22 protein-coding genes are annotated in these 19,811 nt (G+C 72.7%); 16 read left to right on the forward strand and 6 right to left on the reverse strand.

What is annotated here, in order from left to right; all coding sequences use genetic code 11:
• Positions 1–37 precede the first annotated feature (37 nt).
• The 6 genes from ABT093_RS24130 to ABT093_RS24155 all read right to left on the reverse strand — a co-directional run bounded on the left by ABT093_RS24130 (position 38) and on the right by ABT093_RS24155 (position 7,137).
• Positions 38–865, reverse strand: coding sequence for a DciA family protein (locus ABT093_RS24130; RefSeq protein ID WP_350567774.1), 828 nt, complete (start codon positions 863–865; stop codon positions 38–40).
• Positions 865–2,214 carry a MarR family winged helix-turn-helix transcriptional regulator gene (locus ABT093_RS24135; protein WP_350567777.1) on the reverse strand — a complete coding sequence of 450 codons (1,350 nt, stop codon included), beginning with the start codon at positions 2,212–2,214 and terminating at the stop codon, positions 865–867. The genes ABT093_RS24130 and ABT093_RS24135 overlap by 1 nt, the downstream gene beginning before the upstream one ends.
• An 823-nt stretch (positions 2,215–3,037) precedes the next feature.
• The gene (locus ABT093_RS24140; protein ID WP_350567779.1) at positions 3,038–3,892 is read right to left on the reverse strand and encodes an NAD(P)-dependent oxidoreductase; all 855 of its coding nucleotides are present in this window, start codon (positions 3,890–3,892) and stop codon (positions 3,038–3,040) included.
• Positions 3,889–5,091, reverse strand: a complete 1,203-nt coding sequence (locus ABT093_RS24145) for an HAD family hydrolase (RefSeq protein ID WP_350567782.1) — start codon at positions 5,089–5,091, stop codon at positions 3,889–3,891. Before ABT093_RS24145 ends, ABT093_RS24140 begins: the two co-directional genes overlap by 4 nt.
• Positions 5,088–6,101 carry a P-loop nucleotide/nucleoside kinase family protein gene (locus tag ABT093_RS24150; protein WP_502884306.1) on the reverse strand — a complete coding sequence of 338 codons (1,014 nt, stop codon included), beginning with the start codon at positions 6,099–6,101 and terminating at the stop codon, positions 5,088–5,090. The genes ABT093_RS24145 and ABT093_RS24150 overlap by 4 nt, the downstream gene beginning before the upstream one ends.
• A gap of 289 nt (positions 6,102–6,390) precedes the next feature.
• Complete coding sequence (locus tag ABT093_RS24155; protein WP_350567788.1) at positions 6,391–7,137, reverse strand: GntR family transcriptional regulator; 747 nt, start codon at positions 7,135–7,137, stop codon at positions 6,391–6,393.
• Positions 7,138–7,572: 435 nt separating this feature from the next.
• Between ABT093_RS24155 and ABT093_RS24160 the strand changes: the two genes are divergently transcribed.
• From ABT093_RS24160 to ABT093_RS24235, 16 genes are all read left to right on the forward strand, one after another.
• Positions 7,573–8,388 (forward strand): hypothetical protein, encoded by an 816-nt coding sequence (locus ABT093_RS24160; RefSeq protein WP_350567791.1) that lies wholly within the window; start codon positions 7,573–7,575, stop codon positions 8,386–8,388.
• A 123-nt stretch (positions 8,389–8,511) separates the two neighbouring features.
• Positions 8,512–8,937, forward strand: coding sequence for a hypothetical protein (locus tag ABT093_RS24165; RefSeq protein ID WP_350567793.1), 426 nt, complete (start codon positions 8,512–8,514; stop codon positions 8,935–8,937).
• Positions 8,938–9,309: 372 nt separating this feature from the next.
• Positions 9,310–9,729, forward strand: a complete 420-nt coding sequence (locus ABT093_RS24170; RefSeq protein ID WP_350567796.1) for a hypothetical protein — start codon at positions 9,310–9,312, stop codon at positions 9,727–9,729.
• 5 nt (positions 9,730–9,734) lie between these two features.
• Positions 9,735–9,866, forward strand: coding sequence for a hypothetical protein (locus ABT093_RS24175; RefSeq protein ID WP_350567799.1), 132 nt, complete (start codon positions 9,735–9,737; stop codon positions 9,864–9,866).
• Positions 9,867–10,117: 251 nt separating this feature from the next.
• On the forward strand, positions 10,118–10,381 hold the full coding sequence (locus tag ABT093_RS24180) for a hypothetical protein (protein WP_350567802.1): 264 nt from the start codon (positions 10,118–10,120) through the stop codon (positions 10,379–10,381).
• A gap of 138 nt (positions 10,382–10,519) precedes the next feature.
• Complete coding sequence (locus ABT093_RS24185; RefSeq protein ID WP_350567805.1) at positions 10,520–10,705, forward strand: hypothetical protein; 186 nt, start codon at positions 10,520–10,522, stop codon at positions 10,703–10,705.
• Between the two features lie 111 nt (positions 10,706–10,816).
• Positions 10,817–11,077: a hypothetical protein gene (locus tag ABT093_RS24190; RefSeq protein ID WP_350567808.1), complete on the forward strand. Its 261-nt coding sequence runs from the start codon at positions 10,817–10,819 to the stop codon at positions 11,075–11,077.
• Between the two features lie 45 nt (positions 11,078–11,122).
• On the forward strand, positions 11,123–11,758 hold the full coding sequence (locus ABT093_RS24195; RefSeq protein WP_350567811.1) for a hypothetical protein: 636 nt from the start codon (positions 11,123–11,125) through the stop codon (positions 11,756–11,758).
• A gap of 104 nt (positions 11,759–11,862) precedes the next feature.
• Positions 11,863–13,437, forward strand: coding sequence for a coiled-coil domain-containing protein (locus ABT093_RS24200; RefSeq protein WP_350567814.1), 1,575 nt, complete (start codon positions 11,863–11,865; stop codon positions 13,435–13,437).
• Between the two features lie 120 nt (positions 13,438–13,557).
• Positions 13,558–13,707 (forward strand): hypothetical protein, encoded by a 150-nt coding sequence (locus tag ABT093_RS24205; RefSeq protein WP_350567817.1) that lies wholly within the window; start codon positions 13,558–13,560, stop codon positions 13,705–13,707.
• A gap of 174 nt (positions 13,708–13,881) precedes the next feature.
• Positions 13,882–14,397 carry a hypothetical protein gene (locus ABT093_RS24210; protein WP_350567820.1) on the forward strand — a complete coding sequence of 172 codons (516 nt, stop codon included), beginning with the start codon at positions 13,882–13,884 and terminating at the stop codon, positions 14,395–14,397.
• Between the two features lie 4 nt (positions 14,398–14,401).
• Positions 14,402–14,584 carry a hypothetical protein gene (locus ABT093_RS24215; protein WP_350567822.1) on the forward strand — a complete coding sequence of 61 codons (183 nt, stop codon included), beginning with the start codon at positions 14,402–14,404 and terminating at the stop codon, positions 14,582–14,584.
• Between the two features lie 144 nt (positions 14,585–14,728).
• On the forward strand, positions 14,729–16,915 hold the full coding sequence (locus ABT093_RS24220) for a hypothetical protein (protein ID WP_350567824.1): 2,187 nt from the start codon (positions 14,729–14,731) through the stop codon (positions 16,913–16,915).
• Positions 16,916–16,929: 14 nt separating this feature from the next.
• Positions 16,930–17,421, forward strand: a complete 492-nt coding sequence (locus ABT093_RS24225) for a hypothetical protein (protein ID WP_350567826.1) — start codon at positions 16,930–16,932, stop codon at positions 17,419–17,421.
• A gap of 119 nt (positions 17,422–17,540) precedes the next feature.
• Complete coding sequence (locus ABT093_RS24230; RefSeq protein ID WP_350567829.1) at positions 17,541–18,374, forward strand: hypothetical protein; 834 nt, start codon at positions 17,541–17,543, stop codon at positions 18,372–18,374.
• 1 nt (position 18,375) lies between these two features.
• Positions 18,376–19,806 (forward strand): ATP-binding protein, encoded by a 1,431-nt coding sequence (locus ABT093_RS24235; protein ID WP_350567832.1) that lies wholly within the window; start codon positions 18,376–18,378, stop codon positions 19,804–19,806.
• The last annotated feature ends 5 nt before the right edge of the window (positions 19,807–19,811 follow it).

Here is a 19,811-nt window from a genome sequence, read left to right on the forward strand (position 1 = left end):
TCCTCTCGATCAGGGTGGTGGCGTGGGCAACCGGGGGTCACGCGGCGCCGCTGAGGGGCTTCGGCGGCCGGGTCGGGCACAGCGGGACCGCCCCAGCCCGGGTGGCGCGGGAGACGGCGAGGGCGGCGCGGTGGCGTGCGCGCTGCTGGCGGTCGTGCTCGTCAGTGCCGGAGACCGGGACGTCTTCGAGCGCGGCGCGGTGGAGGTGGTCGGGTTCGCGCAGCCGGTTGTAGTGGCGGGTCAGGATCGCTTCGGCCCGGGCGGCGGCTTCGTCGAGCGCGGCTTGGCGGACGAGGGCCTGCTCGCGCAGTTCGCGGCGCAGTTCCTGGTAGACGGTGTGGTCAGCGAGCGGGGGCCGGGCCAGCGGCGCAGGTGCGCGGCGGGGAGCGGGCCGCTCGTCGACGTCCTGGTCGGCCTGCGGTGCGGGGGCAGGACCGACGCGGACGTCAATGGCGGTCACGGTGCCGGGGCGCAGCTGGTGGAGGGCGCTGACGATGCGGCGGTGGTGGAGGCGCAGCTGGGCGGCCCAGGCCGGGGAGTCGGCGGTGACGCGCAGGCGGCGGGTGGTGGGGTCGTAGCCGGCGAGGTGCCAGTGGGCGGCGGCGTCCGGCCCGACGATGGTGGGCCAGTGGTCGCGCAGGCCTCCGCCGGCGGTGCCCAGCGTCCAGCCGTGGGCGGCGACCAGAGCGAGGAACACCTCCGCGATCGGCTGCGGCTCCCGGGGCCCGGGGCCGTGCCGGTCGGCGCGGCGAAGCGTAGCGGCGGGGCGCTTCGCCGGGGTGTCACCGCGGCTGGAGGCGGCTTTCCGGGCAGCTCGCAGGGCCGTGCGGGCCAGGTCGGCTCCGCTCGCGACGGGCTGGCTCATCAGGCGCTCACCACCCGGTCGGTGTCCTCGAGATCGGTGGTCCAGGTGTTCAGGAACGCCCAGTCCTGGTCGGTGAGCTCCGTGGCCGGTCGGGCCGGACGCGCGTGCTCGCGGACCCGGCGGTACACGTCGTCCGCGGCGATCCGGTCGAAGGCGTACAGGCACCACTGCCGATAGGAGGCACCGAAAACACCCAGGTCAGCAGCGACATCGTCCCAGCGGCCCACCGGCTTCCAGGTCGGCAGGCGGCTGCCGTGCGGGCGCTTGGCCGGGGCGTCCAGAAGGCCGTCGGCCAGGTAGTACAGCTCGCCGGTCTTCACGACCAGGCCGTGCTCCATCAGCGGGGCCAGGCGGGCGTGGACAGTCGCGCGATGCCGCCGGGTGCTGGCCGCGAGCTCCACCGCGGTTTGCCCGTCCCGGTACGCGAGAGCCGCCACCACCTCCGCGGCCGTCTTGCCCAGACCCCGGGCCCGGAACGCGTCCCGGGTCATCAGGTCGGAGAGGAGGCGGAAGTCCAACTCGGCGGGGGCATCAGACGGGGCAGCAGGCGTCGTGGCGGGGGTGTGTCGCCGGTTGACCCCATCCAGGTACCCGGGGGCCTCGTGCCCCACCTGGCGGTTGGGGTCAACCGGCGACACCACGTCAGCCGACCCCCGCCGGGGCCTGCCCAGCACCCACTTCGAGGACGCCCCCGCCCCGCCCCGCTCGGCCCGCCACAGCCACCCAGCAGCCACCAACCTGGCATCCGACCGCTTCACCGTCGACTCCCCCACCCCGATACCCAGAGCCAGCTGACGCTGAGACACCTCGTGGTCGAACCCGCCAGCCCGCTCGCACAGCCCCAGCCGGTGCAGCAGGTTCGCCCGGTCCGTCTGCCCAGCCTGCCCGCGCCACGGGAACACCTCGACGGCGATCCGACGCTCCGCCAGAGCCGCCATCGCGTCCCGACGCTCCCGGATCGGCGCGGACTCACCCGTCACACGAACAGCACGCCGCCACACCCCGTCCAGGTACCGCATGGCGTGGTCGTGGCCCTTCGCCCGGGACAGGTCCCGTAGCAGCGCGCCACCGGGCGCCGGAGAGGCGAGCAGGACGTCCCGCAGGGCGAGCTGGTCGGCCCCGGCCCGCGCGAACCCGAACGCGATCGCCGACGTCACCCGGTGCGTGTCCCGGCCAGCCCCCGAGCCACCATCGGACCCGCCCTCCCGGTACCGCTCCATCCCCGCACCCTCGACCACCAACGCACGCATCCGGGCCGACAAACCGGTGGGGATCTTGGACCGCCAACCCGCGGACCGCTGGCCGGGAACCAGCAGCCCGGCCGGAACTACACCCGACGGGCCGTCCACGGCGACACCAACACCCTCACCCGAACAGGTGATATGTGTCACAGTCCTGGGACTGTGGGCTGCGGCTCCGACAACCGGTCCGACAACCGGTCCCTCAACGAATCCCCTGGAAACGGAGGGTGCAGCGCCCGGATCCCGCCCTGCGGAATCGGCGTCAAGGCCCGCACCGGAAACCCCAAGATCAACAAACCTAGGCAGTGAAGACTGGAAAGGGGTCCTGACCTGCTGCAAAATGGCAGAGCCTCCTGCTCTTACGTGCGGGGACGCAACGGCGCCCCCTCGGGGGTGTTGGTTCGTGGAGAACCGAAGTACCGCCCTTCCCGGGCCCCGGCCGCCAAGCCGGAGCCCGTTCCGGGCCCTCGTCCGATCGCCAAATCGGACGGATCACGAAAGACCGCAGTCCAGTGGTTGGCCCCACCGGAAGTGGTCGGGGTTGCTGGCCTCGCCAAAGGCCGGCGCCCCCAAGACGACTAAGTCACACTGACCCCCTTCGGGGGAGAGGTGTACGTGGATACGACGACGGCACCCCGCCGGAGCGACCTCGAACCGGTCGCCTCTACGGCGGGGTGCCGCGCGTATGAGGGGGTGCCACTACGGGTACCCTTCAACACGTCACCACCCCTTGCGTGGTCGACCGGGACGGACTGCCCCCGGCCAGGGGCGCCGACCCACTTGAACGCCGTCCGGACCCTCGGGTCCGGGCGGCGAAGTTCGTTTTGGATCACTGTCGGGGCAAGCCTACCCCTGTGGACAACTCGCAGAGTAACGGCGAGTACACCGTGTCGATCTGACGCCCCGACCATGCGACGGCCCGACAAGCCCTTCATCGGCTGGATCCCCTCAGCATCTCCAGGGCGTCCTCCACCGAGATCCCCTGGTCGTCCTTCGCATCCGTCCAATGCCGGAGCGTGTTGGAGACCGCGCGCATCACCTCGTCCGGAAGGCCTGCGGCACGCAGCGTGTCGGCGGCCTCCTCCAGCTCCGGTGCCCAGCGCCACGCCCGAGCCGCAGTTTTGGCGATGTAGCCGGTCTCGGCCAGGTAGCTGCCCTGCCGCCCGCCGGCCACCTCCAGCAGCGCCTGGTCGACGCCGTGGTGCTGAGCCACGCCGTAGGCGAGCGCGGCCAGCACCCGGGAAGCCTTCTGATAGGCCGTGTAGGAGACCTTCAACGCGGAGGCCTGCCCGATCTCTTCGCCCAGGACCGGCGTCGACACGGCAGTGCCAGCGAACAGTGCCGCGACCCGGGTGGTGGCGGCGGACGGCCCGGAGAGGAACAACTTGGTGCGCTTGCCGCCGGTGGGCGGCGAGCCGACCACCGCGCCGTCGACGACAGCCTGAGCGCTTCGACCCACCAGGTCCGCGATCCTCTGCGCCCTGGCCGGGCTGATCGCGTTGCCCTCGACGAACACCCCGGCGAACCCGCGCTCGGCGACATCGCGGGCAACGTCCTCTGCAGCGGCCGGCGGGCACAGACTCAGCACGACCTCGGCCCGCTCAAGCAGTTCGTCCAACTTGGCCACCGGCCCCAGCCCGGCCTGCTCGGCACGCCGTACGGTCGCGGCGCTGCGCCCGGACGGGCACCACACAACCTCGACGCCGGTGGACACCGCGCAGGCAGCGACGGCCGCGCCCATGCTCCCTGGATGCAGCACCGCGAGGACGGGCTGAGCCGCGGTCACCGCACACCTCCCGCCACGTGTGCGAAGGCCTCGACAGTAGTCCGGGCGATGAAGTCCGGCCCGGCTCCGCCCGGCCAGTCCCGGCCGTGCGAGATCCAGATGGTGCGGAGCCCGGCGGCCCGGCCGCCGGCGACGTCGAGATCGGCGTTGTCGCCGATCATCCACCCACCCTGGAGAAGGTCTCGTCCGACGCTGGCGGCGGCGGTCTCGAAGGCTCCGAGCGCCGGTTTCCGGATGCCGGTCTCGCCGGAGATGCAGATGGCGTCGACCGCGTTGGCGATGCCGGAGGCCTGCAGCTTGGCGTGCTGGATCTGGGCGCCGCCGTTGGTGACGACGACGACCTGGTGGCCAGCCTCCCGTACGGTGGTCAGGGCCTCGATCACGCCGGGAAACGGCGTCACCAGGGCGGAGAGCTCCGGCTCGTACCGCGACCAGAGCTCGCTCGGCGAGTCCGGGAGACCGAGCTCGGCGCACAGGCCATCGATCACGTCCAGGTCCGCCCGGACCCGCATGGCCTCGAGCATCCGCTGCCCGACCGTCGGACCCAGATCGTGTTGCTTGCAGTACCCGGCCACCCAGGTCGTCACCGCGGTGAGCCGGTCGATCAGCGTGTCGTCGAAGTCGACCAGCAGCAGGTCGCCGCGCGGTGCGGTGAGCGCCAGGCGGATCTGGTTGGCGGCGGCCTCGGGCCCAACCTCGTCCGTGCGGATGGTCAGGTCGAAGCGGAAGGTGGGGTTGGCGTCGAGGTCGGCCAGGGTCGCGTCCCACGCGGCCAGCCGCGCCGGAGTGTCCGCGTCGCCCCGACCGGTTGATCGCGCCTCGGTCACCTCTCTAGAAGACCACAGCAGGACGGTCAGCCACTGGGCCGGGTAGCCGTCGAGCATCGCTCGCACCCCGTCGACCTGCCCCAGGTGCATCACCGGCACGCCGTGCGCGAACGCCTCGTCCAGGCCGGGACGGTCCGTCACGTACACGCTGTCGTAGCGGGAGTTCTCGTACACAACCGCACCCGACGCCCGCAGCTCCTCGAGCAGCTCGGGAGTGCCCATCCGGTACCCGGCCGACCGGCCCGGCCCGCACTTCACCCGCGAGAACAGGGAAAATGCCGGGTCGCTGTCGCTCAACGCCCTGGTGACCGTGTCCTTCCCGGAAGCCGGCGGCCCGTACAGAATCACGCCGCGCGTGGGTTCGGTGCTCATGCGTACACCTCCCGAATCGCCTGCCGGGCCTGGTCGGCGAGGGAGATCGCAGCACCGAGCCGGTTGTCGACGACCAGGTGCGGTACGGCCGGCCGCAGGTCGACATCGATCGTCTGCAAGTACTCGTCCCACCGCCCCAGCTTCCAGGCGTCCCGGGCCGCGGAGCGGAAGCCGACGTACTCGCGCATCGACTCCGGGTCGCACTGGACCCAGATCGGCGCGACATCGACGCCGAGCGACGCGCACCGGTTCGTGAGCCGCTGCATCCAGCCCTCGTCGGTCATTTCGGCGATGAACGGCGCGGTGAGCACGGTGGAAATCCGGCAGCCGATATTGGCCCAGGCGGCCTGCATCAAGCAGTCGTACTCGAGACCGCGCACCTGCTCGCGGTACAGATCGGTGTGCCGATCATGTGGATCGCCACCCAGCGAGACCAGCAGCCGTTCCACCAGCGGCCGGGTCAGCGGGTCCTTGTCCAGCAGTGGCCAGCCGGTCAGCTGGGTGAGGAACCGGGCGAACTCGGTTTTCCCGGAACCGGCGTATCCACCCACTAGGATCACGACCGGCCGGTGCGGGTCACCGCCGGTGTGCCGGCGCTTCCAGGCGTCCAGGATCCGTTGCTGCACGCCCAGGTGGTCGGCCTCGTCGCTGCCAGCCGCGATCCGGTGAATCGCCCGCTCGACAGCGAGAACATGCTCACCGTTGTGCTCGTCGCTCGCCGGCGTCAGCCGGAACGCGGCTTCTTCGCCCGGGAGCGCGGCACGGAAACCCAGCTGCGGGTCGGTCGCCCGGTAGAGCAGGCAGTAGGCCCGCCGGTAGTGCGGACCGGGGTAGACCTCACCCTGCTCGTGCTGCCACAACGTCTGCGGATTCGCAGCCGGGACGCCCTTGAGCCTCGCCTCCTCGGCGACCTGACGCAGCCGCTCCCCCGCCTTCTCCAGCGTCAACCCGTGAGCCTCCCGCTGCGCACGCAGCAGGTCAGGCCGCCACCCCGCACGTCCCTTGGCCATGCCCCCGCCCTCCAGTATCACCATGCCCGGCAGCCTAGGGCTGACCAGCGAAAACCCGTGTGTACGCAGATATGAAGTCGTGTGTATGGACGTGTTGATGGAGCTGATGACGCCCATGTGATTCATCGTCAGCTACTTAGCCGCTGTGATGTATCCCATGAGAGACAGAGATCCTGAAGCAGTCGGGGCGCCTTCAGTTAGCCATCGAAGTCACCGGCCAATAGCCTTCACCCAGGCCGTGCGCCTGATCCGCATGGCCAGCGCACGCTTACGGCGTGACTTCCGATGGTCAGCCGGCCATGCTCAGTGTCAGCAAGTGATGCAGAGGCGTGGTGCTGACCGTCACAAAGACCGTGGACTCCTGTGGATCGCGAGCAATGCTCAGGATCCGAAAACCCGGGGTGCCCTCTGCCGCGCCGAGCGCTGCTGCTGCTGCCTGATCCATGGGTTCGGCAGAGATCACGGTGTCGGTACGCAGGACGTTCCAACCGAGCCAGTCAGCGAAGCGAACCCCAGCCGGGGGAGACATGCGAGTAGCTCCGACCGGAGCCAGCAGGGGCGGGACCCCTTCGTGGCCCTCAGGCTGACGAGAGGCAAGCTCGTAGGGAACGATGGTCAACTTGTGCTGGACCGGAACACCGTCTACCGAGCGGACTCGAGTGCGCTCCACGACATCGGTGCCGGTGATCCCCCACGCAGCCATATGCGGCGGAGCTGGCAGTTGACGGACAAGGGTGGTGGCCTCGCTGGCCTCACCACCGGATGTCGGCTTCCAGATAGGCACGCTCAGGTCTGGGGGCCCGAACGTTCCGAGGTGGGCTTCGGCGGTCCGGCCGGCGGTGACGACGGTGCCACTGCCAGGTTCGGTACGGACCATACCTAGAGCCGCCAGTTGGGCGTAGGCCGCGGCGACGGTCTGCTGACTCACGCCGCGCTCCTCAGCCAACTTGCGCACGGCGGGAAGGCGCGTCCCGTGGCGGTAACGCCCAGCCGAGATCCCTTCCCGAATCTCGGCCGCGATCGTGCTGGCGTTCACGTTCAGTCTCCTATCGAGCGGCAGCTTCGTCACAGGCTATCGCGTCAAGCAGCAAACGTCATCATCTTGACGGGTGTCACGACACTATCGAACCGTCTTGACACGTTCGGGATGGGTCCCTATCTTCGATTGCACCGGACTGGTTACGGTCCGCGACGGACGGGCTGGGCGTAAATCCAACCCGCGCGTCAATGTGCTTCTTGCAAAACAGCGGCCGTCACCCGTCTTCGGGCGGTGGCGAGGTCCAGGGGTCGATGCTCTAGCTCCCCCAAGCGTCGGACGGCCGTACCTCATATCGAGCAACACCAGAACCACGAGCAGCGTGCTGCGCTGCCTGTCCGCCAGGACGTTGGCCTTCGGGCCGGGCCTGGCGGGCGGAGAGAGCAGCAACCTCTCCCCCTTCTCCTCGCCTTCGACCGTTCCGGGAGGATCCCGATGTCGACCCGTACCCGCTCCCGCCGCACATACGGCCGAGAGCCCCTCCAGCTCAGCAAGCTCAACCCGGCTGACGTCAGCATGCTGCCCGGGGTGCAGCTGTCCATCGTCTGCCGGGACTGCCTCACCTGGCGCCGCGTCGTCGGCGACACCGACCTCAGGGTGATCGGCCACGAACGCGGCGACGGGAAGGACCGCTGCCGCGGCGGCAACCGGCAGGTGAAGGCGGATCTCACCCCCGAGCGGTGGCTGGCCCGGCGCCGGCGCCAGCAGCAGGACGCGCTGCGGGCGGAGACCCGCCGCCCGACCACCGTGCTGAAGAAGGTCACGGCGCCGAAGCCGCCGGCGCTCCACCAGCTCGACCCCGCGCAGCCCACCGCGGACACCGCCCGCCGGGCCCTGGAGGCGCACCGCGCCCGGTGCGAGGCGGCCGCCTGCACCAGCAGCAAGGAGAAGAGGACCGACGAGGACCGGCGTCGTGTCGAGCACTGCCCCGACGGGGAACGCCTGGCCCGCCGCTACCTCTCCCTGCTGGAGTACGAGCCCCGCCGCCGCGAGGCCGCGGCCGTCCGGCAGGGCGAGCGCGAGCGGCTCGACCAGGAGACCGCCGCCGGCTTCCCCAAGCGCCGCAAGGAGGAGTGGAAGGCCGTGCTGCCGCTGGTCAAGGAGGCCGACGCCGGGCGGGCCAAGCCGCTGGAAGGCGCGCGCGGCCCGATCGTCGCGCTGGCCCTGCCGGTCGGGGCCCGCCCGATCGGGCAGGGCCCCACCGCGGCCGAGGTGCTCTCGGCGAGCCCGGTCCGCAAGCGCGCCGCCTGACCCGCTGCCAGAACGAACGACCACGGCCGCCGCCCACCCGCAGATCGCGGATGGGCGGCGGCCGCTGCTCTGCCCGCACCGCATCCCCGCCCGCCCCGCGTGACCGACCCCGAGGAGACCGCGATGTCCGACACCCTCACCCCCAAGGCCGCCGCGCTGCTCGCCGATGCCTACACCTGGTACTCGGGGACCCTACGCGACCTGGTCCTCGAGCTGCTGGACGACGCCGGCCTGGACACCGGTAGTGACGCCGTCGACGACCTGTGCGGTGAGCTGTGGCTGCACGCCGCCGAGTTCACGGTGTCCCGCCGCCTGTCGTTCACCGAGCTCCTGGACCTGCTGGACAGCACCGCCGACGTCCTGGTGACCCGCCTCCACGACCGGCCGCCGGTACGCCTGGCGGGTCGGCTCGCCACCGCTGCCGCCCCGAACGCGGCCGACATCGCCGAGCTCGCCGCCAGCGCCGCGGACGCCGCCGGCTACCAGCAGGTCCCCCGTCCTCGCCGACCCGCCGCCGAGCAGTCCCGCCCGCAGCGCGCGGCGGCCTGATGCGTGTCCACCTGGTCGCCTACCTGGCCCGTACCGGCGCCGGGGCGGAGCAGGGCGTGGCGCGCGTCCCATCGGAGCGGGGCCGGCCGTCGTGGCACGAGTGCGCGGCCGTCGTCCCCGGATTCCTGATCGGGCAGTACCTCGGTCCAGCTCCCGGACCGCAGGAGGCCCGGCCCGGACGTCGTCCCGCCTGACCCACCATCTGCACGAACGACCACGGCCCGACGCCCGCCCCGATCTGCAGGGTGGGCGCCGGGCCGTGGCCTGCTCGTACAGCAGCCAGAACAGCAAAGAAGGCCCCCGGGGATTGCGCCCCCGGGGGCCTGGCCGGTCGAGCACCACCATCCGCTGAGACGAGAGGAACACCCGACCGTGACCCCCATCATGGCACTCTCCGCCCGCATCCCGAAGACCACCACCGACGACCTGGACGAGCTGTACGGCCGGTACGCCGGCCGCCTGCTCGTGGCCGCCGCCGAGCAGCTCGCCGAGATCAGCCCGGCCGCCGCGGACCTCGACGAGGACCTGGCCGACGCGGTGTGGGACGACGTCGCCGCCGGCCTCTACCCCGACGACGCCCGCGGCCTGGACGGCCTGCTCGTCCTGCTGGCGGAGAAGGTCCGCCGGGTCCGCACCCGGGCGACCGCCGCCAGCGAGGCGGTCCGGTCGGTCGTGATCGACCTGGACGACCTCGCCGGTACCGAGCCCGTCCCCGCCGGCGTCGTGCGGCCGCTGCCGGTCACCGTCTCCGCCGCCGTCGCCACCCTCCGCGCCCTCCCCCTGGCCGGCTGACCGCGATGAGCAGCCAGCACCTGGGCGACGCCGAGGTCGCCCGCCGCATCGCCGCCGCCAACGAGGCCGCCGCGGCCGCCGAGCGCGCCCGCCAGGAGGCCGACCGGATCCGCCAGCAGCAGGGAGGCAACAAGTGATCCGCACCGATCCCGCGCTGTGCCGCTCCTACGGCGGCGGCGGAACCCCCGGCACCCCGGCCCCGCAGGACCCGCCGATCACCTCGAAGAAGGGCGGCGGCAAGTGAGCAGCCCGGAGGACCAGGCCTGGACGCAGCGGCAGATGGACGAGTTGCTGCGGCGGGCCCGCGAGATGCACGCGAAGGCGCAGGCCGAGAAGGCCGGCGGACAGCAGAAGTAGCCACCACCACAAGATGAGAGGGGAACTACCTGTGAGGACGAGCGAGGAGTACGACGCCTGGCAGGCCGGGCTGCAGCAGATGCACCGCGACTACGAGGAGGCCGACCAGGCCGAGTACGTCGCCTACATGGACGAGCTCGACGCCCGCGACGTCGCGCGCTGGGCCGACCCGCTCCTGGAGCAGTCGGCCACCGACGGCGCGCTCCTGGAGCAGCGGCACGTCCTGGACGAAGCCGCCCACCCGGAGACCGTCGCCGCGCTCCAGGGCCTCGCCCTCATGGCCCCGTCGGTCTGACCGAGTCGGTTGGTTGTCGTTCGCCGCCGCTCCGCCCCGGACCACCCGGGGCCGGTCGCGGCGGCGTTCGTCGGTGCCCGACTTCCACGCACCGGATCACGGCCGGGACCGTCCCGGCCCCCAGCAAGGAGGCAGAACATGGCGCAGCAGGAGACCAGCAACACCGTCACCGACTCGACCGTGAACGGGATCGCTGTGCAGATCGGTACCGCGTCCGGGCCGATCAGCATCGGCGACGGCCCGCAGCACAACGACCTGCGCACCGTCACCACCGTGGTCGTGGACGGCCGGTCGGTCAGCAGCATCCCGCTCGACCTGCTCTGACCAGCACCGCCACCTGCCCCTGCAGGCCGCCGCGCCCCGCCCCCGAAGCCCCGGGTGGCGGGGCGCGGCGGGCTTTGACGCACCGCCCCCACAAGGAGAAGGAGAACGCTTATGTTCGAGCGCTTGCGCGCTGTCGTCGCCGACACCGTCACCGAGGTCGCCGGCCACCGTCAGCTCACCAAGGAGATCAGGCAGGCCGTCGCCTCCGGCGACCAGGAGGCCGCCCAGGCGTTCCGCACGGGCACGGCGGCCGCCGCGCTCACGGCCCGGGGCCGCGACGCGCGGGGCCAGGAGGTCGTCGACTACGTCCAGGCGGTCAAGCGGGCCGACGGCGGCAGCGCCGCCCGCGCCGGCTGGCTCCACCGCCGCTGACCGTCGAAGACAACCACCGCCCTCCCACCACGACGAAGGAGCAACATGATCATCGTCACGACCAGCGGCAGGATCGCCGCCCTGCGCAGCCGCGGCGACGAGGCCGCGGCCGCTCTCGCCAGCGCCACCCAGCAGCTGGAGGACGTCCTGAACCAGCAGCGGGACCCCGACGAGCAGCTGCTGACCGCGCTCTCCGACCTCGCCACCGCGCGCGACGACCTCGCCACCGCGCGCGACGACCTCGCCTCCGCCGAGCGGACCGCCGCCGAGGCGATCGCCTCGCAGACCGCCTCGCACAGCATGCAGAAGCTGCTGCTGCGCGACGCGCAGTCCCGGATCGACGCCGGTGACCGGACCATCGCCGAGCTGCGCGCCGAGCTGGAGCGGGCGCGCGCCGCCGAGCCGGCCGCGCCGGAGCCGGTCGAACTGCCGGAGCACACGGTGCTGCGGTTCCGCACCGTCGGCGGCGGCCTGGTCGTGGTGACCGGTGTGTCGGACGAGCACCGCGCCGACGACGGCCGCAGCTACGCCTGGCAGTGCATCACGTGCGGCGACGGCGGCGGCCACCTCGTGTGGTTCCGTGACGGCGCGCGCCGCCTGGCCAACGACCACGCCGGCGCCTGCCGGGCTATCCCGACCGGGACCGCCGGCGAGGCCGCGAAGGCCGGCACCCACAGCTGACCGGCCCGCTCAGGGCCGGCCGCCCTTTTCCTCGCCCTCAGTGGCGGCCGCCCCGGAGCCCGACCCTCCGCGCCGGCCGCCACCCTCAGCCCCCGGAGGCTCTGTTGACGATCACCGATCTGCCGCGGACCGCGGTCCTGCCCGGCCAGGCCCGCCCCGCGCCCCCACCACCCGCCACCGCCCGCCCGCAGAGCGCCACCACCGCAGTCCACGTGGTGACCCGCCAGGAGTACCTGGCGGCCCAGAAGTCGCTCGCGAAGCTGGAGCGCCTCGGTGAGATGATCACCCGCGCGCTGGTCGCCATCGGCGTCGGCGCGCTGGTCTTCACCTGCGTCAACGTGACCAAGTTCGCGATGAGCCACGACATCCCCGGCTGGATCGCCTGGATGCTCGACCCGCTGGCCTCCCTGGCGCTGATCACCGTGCTGTACGTCGACGGGGTGCTCACTGAGCAGGGCGGCGACCGCGCCAAGGGCTGGCCGTTCGTGCTGCGCTGGTTCGCCGGCGCCAGCACCTGGCTGATGAACTCCTGGACGAGCCTGTACCCCGACGGGCACTTCACGCTCGTCCCCAAGCACCCGGACGCCGGCGGCCTGCTGCTCCACAGCGTGGCCCCGTTCCTCCTGATCATCCTGGCGGAGGCGTCCTCCGGCTACCGCGCCTACCTGGCCAAGCGCCTGGAGGCGCTGCGCGCGCTCATCCAGGCCTACGAGGACCAGGAGCAGGCGGCCAGGAAGGAACGCGAGGAGCGGGCGCGGGCCGAACGCGAGAAGACCGAGCAGGCCGCGCTCGACGCGCAGCGGGCCGAGCGCGAGGAACAGCGCGAGCGGGAGCGAGCGGCGGAGCGGGCCGCGCTGGCCGAGCGTGCCTCGAAGGCGGAGATCGAGCGGCTCCGCGAGCAGGCCGGGATCGAAGACGCGAAGGCGCAGCGCGAAGCCGAGAAGGAGCGGCGCGAACGCGAGGCGGAAATCGAGCGGCTTCGCGAGCAGCGGGAGCTGGAGAACGCGAGGACGCTTCGCGAGGCCGAGCAGGCCCGGATCGCACGGGAGAACGAGGACGCCCGGGTCCGTCGCGAGCAGGAAGTCGAGGCGGAGCGGCTGCGTTTCGAGTGGGAGAACGAGGAGGCCCGGCGGCGCTCGGAAGCCGAGATCGAGGCGCTGCGGATCAAGGCCGAGGGCGAGGCGAAAGCCAAGGTTCTGCTGGCGGAAGAGCAGGTCAGGCAGCAGCAGGCGGCCGAGGAGGAGCGCCGGGCGCGGGAGGCCGCCGAGGCGGAGGACAAGCGCCGCCGGGCGGAGGAGCGGGCCGCCGCGAGGCAGCAGCGACTGGCCTCGCAGACCGCTCGCACGTCGCGGTCGACCGCCTCGCGTTCTCTCTCGGAAGTCTCCTCGCAGAACGGTGGGACGGTTCCTCGCGAAGTGCGCTCGCGGCTTCGCGAGCAGGCCGAGCGCGAGGTCGCGCGGCTGATGCTGGAGGGCTCGGAAATCGACCCGAAGGCGATCGGCGAGCGCTACAGCAAGGGCGAGACGTGGGTCGGAGACCGCATCCGGTCCGCGAAGAAGCGCCTCGCGGACGACTCGGAGTTCGAGCTCGCGGTCATCTCCTCCGCCCTGGAGGACGAGATGCCGGTCTCCGAGGAGACCAAGCACGACGACACCCGGGCCGGCGACGAGGCGGCCTGACGGGACGCCGGCTTCTCCGGTGGTCACCAGGACGCTCACATCGTCCTGGTGACCGCCGAAGGCGCCGAAGCGCCGAGCACCACCGTACCCAGCACAACCCCAGCGAAGGAGCTACCCCCGATGAACACCCTGCTCTACCTGGCCGGCCTGGCACTGATCGCCCTGGTCGTCGCCCTGACCGTGGCCACCCCGCTGCTCCTGGTCCACGCCCGCGGGCGCGACCACGGCCCCGCCTGCCGGTGGTGCCACCCCCGGCTGCGCCGCCGCTGACCGATCCATCCCCACCGTTCCGGGCCTCTCGGCCGGCCGCCGGCACGCCCCCGACCAGGGGTGCTACCGGCGGCCGGACAAGGCGTCCGGCCCCCCGGCGCGCCGAGCACCACCGTAGCGACCCGGACATCCGGCCGGAGCCCGGGTCCGAGAAACCCATCACCTGGAGGATCCATGTCCCAGCACCACAAGAACGGGTGGACGTCGGAGCACCTGCTCAGGCCGCAGGGCACCGGCCTGTACGCCGCTCAGCAGCGCGAGCGGTTGCGGCAGATGGCCAACGAGGTCCAGGGGCTGCTGAGCGAGTACCGCTCGGCCCTGGAGACCATCAAAATCGACGGCGACAAGCCGCTGGAGGCGAAGGTCCGCGCATTTCTCGCGACCCGGCCGATGGCCGCGCTGGAAAAGCACCTGCGGGCCGCGGTGAACGAGGCCGGGAAGATCGACAGCGCCTACAACAGGCTTTACGTCAAACTCCCGGTCAAGCGTGAGAAGCGCGCGGCCGCCAAGGCGCTCCAGAAGGCCCATAAGGCCGGACTGAAGAGCACGCAGGGAATGCAGGGGGTGAACACGGCGGCAAACCTGCACGGAATCGCCGCCGGATTCACCGACCAGCAGAACGGAAACGGCGACGGAAACGCCCAGGAAAAGCCCGCTCCGACGTTTCTGGATTTCCTGAAGGAGGCGTGAATAAATGCCGCTCACGCCGGGGCAGGCCGCGCACTGGAATCGGCGTATCGCGGCGACCGCGACGAATCCCGATCGCGCGCAGGCGCTGTGGGACCTGGCCCGCGCGATGGCCGGCCGGGACGAGGCGGCCTGGGCCGACCTGGTGCGGTTGCTCACCGCGTGGACGCAGGCCCGTGCCGGCTCCTGACGGGCCGGTCGGCGGGGTGACTCTTCGCGCTCACCGAATCCGGCGCGACGCCGTCAACCGGGGTCTCCACGTGCGCGCACTGTGCGCGCACGCGAGGGACCCCGGATTGGTGACGGACAGTGACGAACGATTGGAGGCGGCCGGATGGCCGACGACACCACGGGGACCGTGCTCGGCTTCCCCGGCCTGACCCTGCCCGGGGTCGTGGGCGAGGACGGCCCCGGCGGCGGCCTGCCGACCCTCGCCCCGCTGACCACCGAATTCGCCCCGCCCGCGTCCCTCTCGGTTCCCGAGGGGCCCGCGTTCGGCGGGAATGAGGAAACCTCCGCTCAGGGAATGGGAACGGTCCCCGCCGCCGGGTCCGGCTCGCTCGCCCAGGTGGCCTCGATGTCCGCCGTGCTGGCGGCGGGAATCACGGTCGCCGCTCTGCGCGGCGCCTACCACGCCGTCGGCTACCTGCGGGCCCGCGCGGAGCATTTCAAGGCCGTCCGGGACCAGCAGAAAACGCCTGCCGGAAAGCCCGGGAGTGAGCTCGAAAGGGCCCGGTCGGCCGCCCTCGCGGGCCAGCAGAGGGGCCGTATCCAGCCCGGTCCGGAATTCGGGAGAAACTCGCGCGGGTCGGGCCAGAATTCATTCCCGAATTCGGGGCGGTCGAGTGGTCAGGTGCCCTCGACTTTCCGCTCCGCCGGGCAGAGCGGGCCCGGCGGCACGCCGCCGAAGAAGCCCGGGGCGGGCCGTGGAGGCGGCCAGGACGGCCGCCCGGGCCCGGCGGGCACCACCGGGCCCGGGCGGGTCCAGGAAGCCCGTAGGAGGGCCCTGGAGGACTCCGGCCGCAAGGGCCGCCCGGACGGCAATTCCGGGGACCGGAAAGGCCGTCAGAACAACGGCGGAAAGGGCCCGGAGGACAGGAAGCCGGGGCCGCAGGGGAAGGGCGCGGCCGATCGGCGGAGCACGCCGCAGCGGCAGCCGGCTTCCCCGGACACGATCCGCGCAGCGGCCCGCCAGCGCGCTGCCGACCGGATCCTGAACGGCCCGAAGGACAGGCAGTCCGGCCCCGGCCGCAAGGGGCCGGACGACCGGCCGGGCAAGCCCGGGCGGACCCCGGCCGGGCCGGACACCGTCCGCGGTGCGGCCAGGCGCCGGGTCGCCGACCGGATCAGCACCGGCTCGTGGAAGCCGGCCGGAGCCCACGGCGGAAGCGGCGCCACTTCGGCCACCATCCGCGGCGCGGTCCGCAAGCGGGCGGTCGACCGGATCCTGAACGGCCGGAAGCCCAAGGACACGGCGACGGGGAACGGGGGCGCGACGGGCACGTCGAAGCCGGCGGCGCCGGGCACCGAACTCGCCGTGAGGCCCGCGACGGCGGGCGACGGGACCGGGACGGGCACGGCGGGCACTGCCCCGGGCGGGGCCGGCACGCGGGCCAAGCGCCGGGCCCGGCGGGTGTTCACCCCGGGCGGGGCGAGCGGCTCGCGGCCCTGGCGGCTGCGCAGGCCCGGCACCACCGCCCCGGGCAGCCCCGGCGACCGCCGGGCCCGCAAGCGCCGTGAGCAGCAGGAGCGCAAGGCGCGCAAGGCCCGCGAGCGGGCGGAACGCGCGAACGCCCGCCGCTCGCGGCGGGCCCACTCCACCGGCAGCCGGGGCACCGCCGCGGGCCAGGCCACCGGGGCGTCCGGGTCGGCCGGGTCCGGTGCGGGTACCGGTTTCGGTCCGCCGCCCGGCTGGGTCCACAGCGAGCACCACAGGGTGCGCCGCTACGACCGGCCCGATCCCGACAGGGCGGCCCCCGCCATCGGCCGCGGGCAGGCCGGGCTGCCGCGCGCCCCGTACCGCACCCCTCACACCCGGCCCCGCACCACCCGCCCAATCCCCATGCCCCCGGCCGCACCCGCCCCTGGAGGACGACCCGTGACCATCCCCGTGCCCAGAACGGGCACCGGCACCACCCAGTACGCCGGCGACTCGGACCTGACGATCTACGACGTCATCGACGCGGACGCCGACATGGCCGAGGAGATCCTGCAGGGCGCCGACCACGCGCTCGAGGCGGCGGCAGGCTGCGAGAAACTCGCCGGCCGCCTGGAGGCCCTGCACGCCAAGGTCCTCGACCTGAAAATTCCCGGGGTCCTCGAAACCATGGTCGTCTCCCTCATGGAGAAGGCCGCGGAGGTCAAAGCGAGGGCCGACGCGGTCGCCGAGACGATCCCGGCCGCCGCCGAGGCCATCGCCGCCGCCGGGACCAACGCGGCCCGCCGCGACAAGCAGGTCGCCGACACCACGCGCGACATGGGCCACGCCGCGCCCGCCGAGCGCGACTACCACGAGAAGTAAGGAGAACCCACCCGATGTCCGACCTCGTACCGGTCACCAGCAGCGCCCCACCCGCCGCCCACACCACGCCCACCGCCGACGACGCCGAGCCGCTGTTCTCCGGGGGCGCGGCCGCCACCGTCGTCGAGGTGTTCTTCGACGCCGTCAACTACGGCATCGTCGTCGCCCAGCTCGCCATCGCCTCGGTGCGCCTGGCCTACCTGTCCGAGAAGGTCACCGGCACCTACAAGTACGTCGAGGGCTGCGCCGCCTCGGTGCAGCGCCTCGCCGACCAGGCCGCCGCGATGAACGTCGACCGGGACACCGTCGCCGAGCACCGCGACGCCGCCACCGTGATGCTCTCCGTCCTGGAGGAGGCCGAGGCCATGGCCGCCGCCACCGCCGATCTCTCCACCCTGTTCCAGGCCACCGCCGACGCGCACGAGGCCGACTACGGGCCGGTCGACGAGGCGATCGCCGCCAAGGAGGGCGAGATGGCCGACCGCGAGTTCTACGCCAACCGCTGACCCACCCCGGGGGCGGCCGGCGCCGCCCCCCACGGGCCGGTGACCGGCCGCCCCTTCGCACCCCCCTGCCCCGCATCCCCGCCGCCCGGCCGGCGGCACCCGCGAAGGAGCTACCCCCGATGATGTCCCTCGGCCCGCTGCGCGGGCGCATCGCCGTCGCCCGCGGCTACGCCGGCCGCACCGCCACCATCGCCACCACGGCGGGACTAGCTGCCGGCGCCCTCACCACCACCCCCCTCCCCTTCGCCCTCACCCTCGGCGGCGCCGGCGCCGCCACCGCCTGGGGGCTGATCTGGTCCGCGACCCTGCCCAAGGGCCGCGTCCGCGACGCCGCCACCGCCCTCTACCTCGTCTCCCCCGCGAGCGTCGCCGGACTGCTCGTCACCGAGCACCTGGTCCACGGCCTGCACTGGTGGGAACTCGCCCTCGACGCCGCCTGGACCCTGACCGTCTGGAAGCTGCGCCCGGCCCGCACGGCCCGCGTCCTGGCCGGCCGCGAACGCTCCCTCACCCCCGAGGCCGTCCAGCAGGCCCAGGAGCAGCAGGCCGCCTCCCTGCTCCCGGCCGGCTCCACCCACCCGATGTCCACCTGGTGGGCGCAGCGGGTCGCCGTCGAGGGCGGTGTCGCCCCCGGCACCGTGCTGACCGACGTCGAGCGCACCGGCGGGAAGGCGCTGACGGCGCTGATCCGCGCCGCCGTGCCGGGCACGCCGGTTCCGACGATCTCCATCACCGCGCTGTCGGCGCTCCTGGACTGGGACGAGGAGGAGATCGGCGTCGAGAAGGTGCCCGGCCGCGGCGCCGGGGTGCGGCGCCTGCGGGTGGGCACCGCCGACCAGGCGGTCCTCGACCCGTACGCGCACTGGGTGCAGAAGATCGCGCCGAAGGGCATGCCCGGCACGGTCATCACCGGGGTGCGCATCATCGACACCGACACGAAGGAACTGCGCTGACATGGGGCTCATCTACGAGCTGACCGTCCAGGCCCCGCCCGGCGACGTCATCGGCTACGACATGGCCCGCCTCGCCGACGCCATGGACATCAAGGACCCCGCCCGCCTGGCCGTCGAGACCCACGGCAGCCGGGGCCTGGTCACCATCTACCCCGAGGACCCCCTCGCCGACGTCCTGTTGCCCGACCCCGAGTACCTGGTCATGGACTCCACCGGCCGGATCTGGGTGGGCCTGCACCACAACGGGCGCCGCACCAAGGTGCGCCTGTACGACCCGAAGGGCGGCTCGGCGCAGCGCATGCTGCTGTTCGGGACCACCGGCGCCGGCAAGTCCACCGGCGGGCAGATCATCCTCGCCGGGATGAAGCGCTCCGGCATCGGCGTGTTCTACGCCGACCTCAAGGGCGGCCAGTCCGCGCCCGAGGCGCGCGGCAACTGCGCCTGGTGCGTCTACACCCAGGAAGGCGCCATCGCGCAGCTGCGGACCTTCTGGAACGTCATGAAGGCCCGCGAGGTCCGCTACGCGGCGGCGGGCCGCTCGAAGTTCCTGATGGACCGCCCGGACCCGCTGATGTACATGGTCCTGGACGAGGCCAACCGGCTGCTGGAGAAGGGCGCCCCGTACCGGGACGAGGCGACGTTCTACATCAAGGACATCGGCCGCACCGGCCGCTCGCTCGGGATGGGCATCGCGCTGTTCGCGCAGGCCGGCCACCTCGAGGAGCTCGGCGGCTCCGACACCCTGCGCTCCATGCTCAAGGAGGGCGAGGTCATCCTCCTGCGCTGGACCAGCAACCTGATGCGCCAGCTGGTCTCCGACGGCCTGCTGCCGGCCGGGCAGAAACTCGCCCAGATCCCCAAGTACGCGGGCGCCGTCGAACTCATCTCCCAGTTCGACGACACCGAGGCGGACGAGGACCGGCCCGGCACCCAGGGCAGCGGCTACCACCTCTCCGGCCTGCACCCCACCGCCCGCATGCGCTTCTTCAAGGTCGGCTCCGTGCTGCCGACCGACGGCCTGGACCCCGAGATGCTCGCCCTGTATGGCGACGGCCCGCACCGCGCGCTGGAGAAGGAGTCCTGGGAAGACGCGGGCGAGGCCTACCTCGGGAAGCTGGACGGGATGGAGGCCTACCAGGCCGCGTGCCCGGAGAAGTTCGAGGAACCCGAAGCCGGCGGCGGAGGCGGCCGGGGCCGGGGCGGCGGCGGTCGGGGTGCGCGCAGCGCGCCGGTCCCCGCCATCCCCGCATCCGCCCCCGAGCCGCGCACGGCCTCCCGCCTCACCATCACCGACCGCGTGCTGGCCGTCCTGGAGAACACCGACGGCGAGGACCTGGACGACCTGGAGATCCTCGCCGCCGTCAACGCCGACGGCGGCCGCAAGGTCAGCCTCGGCGGCGTGCGCAACGCGCTCACCGGCCTGCGCGGCTGACAGGT

This window comes from Kitasatospora sp. NPDC002551 (assembly GCF_040296005.1).
Taxonomy (GTDB): Bacteria; Actinomycetota; Actinomycetes; order Streptomycetales; family Streptomycetaceae; genus Kitasatospora.

What these genes read in the sequence shown, in the direction of transcription:
- ABT093_RS24205 (WP_350567817.1), top strand. Translation starts at nt 13,558, where the DNA reads ATGAACACCCTGCTCTACCTGGCCGGCCTGGCACTGATCGCCCTGGTC.
- ABT093_RS24160 (WP_350567791.1), top strand. Translation starts at nt 7,573, where the DNA reads ATGTCGACCCGTACCCGCTCCCGCCGCACATACGGCCGAGAGCCCCTC.
- ABT093_RS24165 (WP_350567793.1), top strand. Translation starts at nt 8,512, where the DNA reads ATGTCCGACACCCTCACCCCCAAGGCCGCCGCGCTGCTCGCCGATGCC.
- ABT093_RS24130 (WP_350567774.1), bottom strand. Translation starts at nt 865, where the DNA reads ATGAGCCAGCCCGTCGCGAGCGGAGCCGACCTGGCCCGCACGGCCCTG.
- ABT093_RS24220 (WP_350567824.1), top strand. Translation starts at nt 14,729, where the DNA reads ATGGCCGACGACACCACGGGGACCGTGCTCGGCTTCCCCGGCCTGACC.
- ABT093_RS24175 (WP_350567799.1), top strand. Translation starts at nt 9,735, where the DNA reads ATGAGCAGCCAGCACCTGGGCGACGCCGAGGTCGCCCGCCGCATCGCC.
- ABT093_RS24195 (WP_350567811.1), top strand. Translation starts at nt 11,123, where the DNA reads ATGATCATCGTCACGACCAGCGGCAGGATCGCCGCCCTGCGCAGCCGC.
- ABT093_RS24230 (WP_350567829.1), top strand. Translation starts at nt 17,541, where the DNA reads ATGATGTCCCTCGGCCCGCTGCGCGGGCGCATCGCCGTCGCCCGCGGC.
- ABT093_RS24235 (WP_350567832.1), top strand. Translation starts at nt 18,376, where the DNA reads ATGGGGCTCATCTACGAGCTGACCGTCCAGGCCCCGCCCGGCGACGTC.
- ABT093_RS24225 (WP_350567826.1), top strand. Translation starts at nt 16,930, where the DNA reads ATGTCCGACCTCGTACCGGTCACCAGCAGCGCCCCACCCGCCGCCCAC.
- ABT093_RS24215 (WP_350567822.1), top strand. Translation starts at nt 14,402, where the DNA reads ATGCCGCTCACGCCGGGGCAGGCCGCGCACTGGAATCGGCGTATCGCG.
- ABT093_RS24145 (WP_350567782.1), bottom strand. Translation starts at nt 5,091, where the DNA reads ATGAGCACCGAACCCACGCGCGGCGTGATTCTGTACGGGCCGCCGGCT.
- ABT093_RS24185 (WP_350567805.1), top strand. Translation starts at nt 10,520, where the DNA reads ATGGCGCAGCAGGAGACCAGCAACACCGTCACCGACTCGACCGTGAAC.
- ABT093_RS24150 (WP_502884306.1), bottom strand. Translation starts at nt 6,101, where the DNA reads ATGGCCAAGGGACGTGCGGGGTGGCGGCCTGACCTGCTGCGTGCGCAG.
- ABT093_RS24190 (WP_350567808.1), top strand. Translation starts at nt 10,817, where the DNA reads ATGTTCGAGCGCTTGCGCGCTGTCGTCGCCGACACCGTCACCGAGGTC.
- ABT093_RS24210 (WP_350567820.1), top strand. Translation starts at nt 13,882, where the DNA reads ATGTCCCAGCACCACAAGAACGGGTGGACGTCGGAGCACCTGCTCAGG.